Genomic DNA, 2,648 nt, shown 5'->3' with positions numbered 1-2,648 from the left:
TTCAAGTTCTCTGAAAGCTTTAAAATTTTTTAGGCGGATACTTTCGATTTTCATAACTCACTATTACGCGCTTGTGTATACGGATAGATTATGATGAAATTCTGGATGACTAAACTACTCCATTCCACGACTCTGCAATTTATTAGCAACTCTGATTTCGGCTAAACTTTTTTTATATTTCTGGTTTATCTCTAGAGTAAAATCAGCTAATTCCTTCATTTGATGCTCGGTAATTTTAGCCAGTTCGCGCAGTTCTTTCATTTTGGCTAATTCGCCTTCACTCATAGATGGTTGTGTCATCCTCAGTCCTCCAAAGGAGTTTTAAGTTGATTAGCATTCATTTTAGCTCAGTGAAATCAACCGCCATAAATCAACCTAAAGATAGATAGCGAAAGCTCCTAGTTCCTCAGTAATCTAAATGTAGATGGAAAAAAGTAAGATGCGATCGCACCTGTCAGCACGATCGCCAAAACATCAGCAGTCCTCAATCAAAAAAAAGATAACCGCATTCGAGAAATATTTATCTCGAACTTATTACTTTGATTCAGTTAGAACTACTACTGCTCAATCCACACGGAAACCGAACCACCATCGCAGGGAAACTCGCCCCAGCCCTCCTCATTAGTATGCACAGGTTCCTTGATATATTCCATTAAGTCAACAAAAGTTGAGTTAGGTTTACCCACCTCCATCCACTTGCTGCCACCTGGGCCATCGCTCATCATCACAGCCATTCCCTTGGGATGTTCGGAGTCGCCCAAGCGCGTCCAGCCGATAATATTGGGATGGTCGAAGTAATCGTACTGAGGCCCGTAGCCATAGTGTTTGCGAGCGTAAAGAAACTTATCGATCGCATAACGGTGAGATTCCATCTTGATGTGAATCCCTTTATCGTCATACTCTGCGCCGTAATAGTCAGCATAGAAAACACAGGGATAACCTTCCTGCCTCAATAGAATCAAAGCATAAGCCAAAGGCTTAAACCAAGAAGCCACAAACGATTCCAACGACTGCAAAGGTTGGGAATCGTGGTTTTCCACAAACGTCACCGCCAAAGAAGGCTGTTGCTGCATCAGAGTGTTATTCAGAATATGCCGCATATCGTAGTGTCCCGCCGCTTGGCTAGTAGTATGGAAATTGAAGTGCAACGGCACATCAAAAAGGGACATTCGGCCACCAGTATTATTGATATACCAGTGCAGCGTTTCCAGATCCGATGTCCAGTACTCACCGACAACAAAGAAATTGCGTTGAGCGTATTGGCGCATTTCATCCAACCAGTCTACAAAAAACCAGGAAGAGATGTGTTTGATCGCATCCAGTCGGAAACCATCTACACCTGTGGTGTCCAGATACCATTTGCCCCAGCGTGCTAATTCTTCCCGCACCTCTTCACTTTCCATATCCAAGTCACACCCTAGCAGAAAAGCGAAATTGCCCTGTTCCAGACTGACAAAATCGTCAAAGCTTTTACCTTCCAGCAGATAAACGGTGTTCAAATCCTCCGGACGCTGGTGATTGTAGTTAACCGCATCAAAATGCCACCAGTGCCACTCCATAGTAGAATACTTGCCTTTGCGACCGGCGAATTTAAAGTATGTGTAGGCTTCGATTTCCTGAAGTTCGCCGCTTGGGGTACTGCGATCGTGTCCGTAGAATGGTGTCGCCTTCACCATTTCCGTCTCATCCGCACCATCCTTGTGGTTGAGAACCACATCGGCATAAACTTCAATTCCTTCAGCTTGTAATGCCTTAATGGCAGCCAAGTACTGTTCGCGGGTGCCGTACTTTGTTCGCACACTCCCTTTTTGGTCAAATTCACCCAAATCGAACAAATCGTACACCCCATAGCCCACATCCTCCGCGCCGCTTTTGCCCTTGAAAGCCGGTGGTAACCACAGTGCTGTAAACCCCGCTTCAGCCAATTCTTTTGCTTTATTCTGCACTTCCTCCCAATAAGTACCATCGTTGGAGTTATACCAATGGAAATACTGCATCATCACGCCATTAGTTTCTGCCATATTTACGCCTAAAGATAAGGTTTCGATTGCAAATCGCTAAAAACGAGTCATAAGTCACCTGTTTTCCCAACTTGGATTCACAGACAAACTTAAAACTGCGTGACATACTCCCGACGCTCACCTTAACAGGTAGAGCGCGGGGCTGCTTGCGGTTATAGCTCAAATTATCAACATTAAAGCAGTTTTTAGAAGAGTTGCCAGTTCTGGCAATTGGCAGGCTTGTTGAATTCTCTAACTTTCTTGCCGATAATCTCCCGATTTCCCACCGGTTTTACTCAGCAAACGAATTCCTTCAATCTGCATCGATTTCTCTAAAGCTTTTGCCATATCGTATAGGGTGAGCGCTGCTACCGACACCGCCGTCAGCGCTTCCATTTCCACCCCCGTTTCCGCCTTAGTCTTGACTTCCGCCCGAATTTGATATCCCGGCAATTCCGAATCGGGCGTTATTTGCACTTCTACTTTAGAAAGCGGCAGGGGATGACACAAGGGTATCAATTGGGCAGTCTGTTTCGCAGCCATAATGCCAGCTAACCTCGCCGTTCCCAATACATCTCCTTTGGGGGCATTACCAGCTTGTATCGCTGCCAATGTTTTAGGCAACATCCGCACCTGACCGGCTGCTAC

General features: G+C 45.4%; 3 protein-coding genes. All 3 read right to left on the bottom strand.

What is annotated here, in order from left to right; all coding sequences use genetic code 11:
* Positions 1-114: 114 nt before the first annotated feature.
* Complete coding sequence (locus H6S82_RS27990; RefSeq protein WP_190467444.1) at positions 115-300, bottom strand: hypothetical protein; 186 nt, start codon at positions 298-300, stop codon at positions 115-117.
* A 257-nt stretch (positions 301-557) separates the two neighbouring features.
* The gene (locus H6S82_RS27985; protein WP_190467420.1) at positions 558-2,021 is read right to left on the bottom strand and encodes an alpha-amylase; all 1,464 of its coding nucleotides are present in this window, start codon (positions 2,019-2,021) and stop codon (positions 558-560) included.
* Between the two features lie 231 nt (positions 2,022-2,252).
* Positions 2,253-2,648 (bottom strand): cyclic pyranopterin monophosphate synthase MoaC (moaC, locus tag H6S82_RS27980; RefSeq protein ID WP_191057091.1); only part of this gene is annotated, 396 nt, incomplete at its 5' end.

It is taken from the genome of Planktothrix sp. FACHB-1355 (genome assembly GCF_014748295.1).
Lineage (GTDB): Bacteria > Cyanobacteriota > Cyanobacteriia > Cyanobacteriales > Aerosakkonemataceae > Aerosakkonema > Aerosakkonema funiforme_A.
This window is presented reverse-complemented; position numbering and strand designations above follow the sequence as displayed.

Coding starts and splice junctions, on each gene's coding strand:
- H6S82_RS27990 (WP_190467444.1), bottom strand. CDS start 300: ATGACACAACCATCTATGAGTGAAGGCGAATTAGCCAAAATGAAAGAA.
- H6S82_RS27985 (WP_190467420.1), bottom strand. CDS start 2,021: ATGGCAGAAACTAATGGCGTGATGATGCAGTATTTCCATTGGTATAAC.